The 2,417-nt window shown below is 69.1% G+C and carries 1 protein-coding gene and 1 pseudogene; both read left to right on the top strand.

Annotated features, from left to right (window positions below; translation table 11 throughout):
- Window positions 1-1,227, top strand: a 1,227-nt coding sequence (gene treS, locus A5714_RS07435) for a maltose alpha-D-glucosyltransferase (RefSeq protein ID WP_068284296.1), incomplete at its 5' end; no start/stop codon positions are given.
- Between the two features lie 49 nt (window positions 1,228-1,276).
- A pseudogene (locus A5714_RS07430) lies at window positions 1,277-2,350 on the top strand (maltokinase); the annotation flags it as partial.
- Window positions 2,351-2,417 lie beyond the last annotated feature (67 nt).

The following is a 2,417-nucleotide window of genomic DNA, read 5'->3' as shown; positions in this document are numbered from 1 at the left end:
ACCGAGGAGTCGAACTGGACCTTCGACCCGGTGCGCAAGCAGTTTTACTGGCACCGGTTCTTCTCGCACCAGCCGGACCTCAACTACGACAACCCGGCCGTGCAGGAGGCCATGATCGACGTCCTGCGGTTCTGGCTGGGCCTGGGCATCGACGGCTTCCGGCTGGACGCGGTGCCGTACCTGTTCGAGCGGGAGGGCACCAACTGCGAGAACCTCCCGGAGACCCACGCGTTCCTCAAGCGGGTCCGCAAGGTCATCGACGACGAATTCCCGGGCCGGGTGCTGCTGGCCGAGGCCAACCAGTGGCCGGCCGACGTGGTCGAGTACTTCGGCGAGGCCAGCACCGGCGGCGACGAGTGCCACATGGCGTTCCACTTCCCGCTGATGCCGCGCATCTTCATGGCCGTGCGCCGCGAATCGCGGATTCCCATCTCGGAGATCCTGGCCCAGACGCCGGAGATCCCCGACATGGCGCAGTGGGGCATCTTCCTGCGTAACCACGACGAGCTCACACTCGAGATGGTCACCGACGAAGAGCGGGACTACATGTACGCCGAGTACGCCAAGGACCCCCGGATGAAGGCCAACGTCGGCATCCGGCGCCGGCTGGCCCCGCTGCTCGACAACGACCGCAACCAGATCGAGCTGTTCACCGCGCTGCTGCTGTCGCTGCCCGGCTCGCCGGTGCTCTACTACGGCGACGAGATCGGCATGGGCGACGTGATCTGGCTCGGTGACCGCGACGGGGTGCGCACCCCGATGCAGTGGACGCCGGACCGCAACGCCGGCTTCTCCAAGGCCAACCCCGGCCGGCTGTACCTGCCCGCCAGCCAGGATTCGGTGTACGGCTACCAGGCGGTCAACGTGGAGGCCCAGCGTGACACGTCCACGTCGCTGCTCAACTTCACCCGCACCATGCTCGCCGTGCGCCGCCGTCACAAGGCGTTCGCCGTCGGCAGTTTCAAGGAGCTGGGCGGGTCGAATCCGTCGGTGTTGGCGTTCGTCCGTCAGGAGCCCGACGACGGCGATACCGTGCTGTGCGTCAACAACCTGTCGCGGTTCCCGCAGCCGATCGAACTCAATCTGCAGCAGTGGGCCGGGTGCACCCCGGTCGAGCTGACCGGGCAGGTCGAGTTCCCGCGCATCGGTCACCTGCCCTACCTGCTGACGCTGCCGGGCCACGGGTTCTACTGGTTCCAGCTGACCGCGTGCGAGGAGGAATCGTGACGAACCCCCCCGACCGCGCCACGCCGAACGACAAAGAGGAGGGGTGTCGATGACTTCCCCGGAGAAATTGCCCTGGTCCGAGTGGCTGCCGCAGCAACGCTGGTACGCCGGACGCAACCGCGAGCTGACCAGCGCTCAGCCCAGCGTGGTGGTGCCGCTGCGCGAGGGCCTCGATCTGGTCCTCGTCGACGTCGACTACGCCGACGGATCGCAACACCGCTACCAGGTGATCGTCGGCTGGGATTCCGCGCCGGTGTCGGAATACAGCACCGTCGCCACCATCGGTGCCGCGGGCGACCGGACCGGCTTCGATGCGCTGTACGACGAGAGCGCGCCGACATTCCTGCTGTCGCTGATCGACTCCTCGGCGACGCGCGCCGCGTCGGGCGCCGAGGTGACGTTCACCAAGGAGCCGGGCGCCCGGCTGCCCTTGCAGGCCATGGCGCACGTCTCGGACGCCGAGCAGTCCAACACCAGCGTGATTTTCGACCGCGAGGCGATCTTCAAGGTGTTCCGCCGGGTCAGCCCCGGCATCAATCCCGACGTCGAGCTGAACCGCGTGTTGGGGCGCGCCGGCAACCCGCACGTGGCGCAGCTGCTGGGCACCTACGACCTGACCGATTCGGCCGGCACGCCGTGGCCGTTGGGCATGATCACCGAGTTCGCCGCCAACGCGACGGAGGGCTGGGCGATGGCGACCGCCAGCGTCCGCGACCTGTTCGCCGAGGCGGACCTGTACGCCCACGAGGTCGGCGGCGACTTCGCCGGCGAGTCGTGCCGCCTGGGCGAGGCCGTGGCGTCCGTGCACGCCACCCTCGCCGAGACCCTCGGCACGTCGCAGCAGCCCTTCCCGGTCGACAACGTGCTGGCGCGGCTGTCGTCGGCGGTGGCCCTGGTGCCGGAGCTGCAGGAGTACGCGGCCGCCGTCGAAGAGCGCTTCGCCAAGCTCGCCAACGAGACGATCACGGTCCAGCGGGTGCACGGCGACCTGCACCTGGGGCAGGTGCTGCGCACGCCCGAGAGCTGGCTGGTGATCGACTTCGAGGGGGAGCCGGGCCAACCGCTCGAGGAGCGGCGGGCGCCCGACTCGCCGCTGCGCGACGTCGCCGGGGTGTTGCGCTCGACCCATTCCCGGGCGCGGGCCGCCAGCTGCTTGTCACCGGCCTGATTCACCAGCGGCCCGTAGGCAG

It is taken from the genome of Mycobacterium sp. E2462, from assembly GCF_001672685.1.
GTDB lineage: Bacteria > Actinomycetota > Actinomycetes > Mycobacteriales > Mycobacteriaceae > Mycobacterium.
This window is presented reverse-complemented; position numbering and strand designations above follow the sequence as displayed.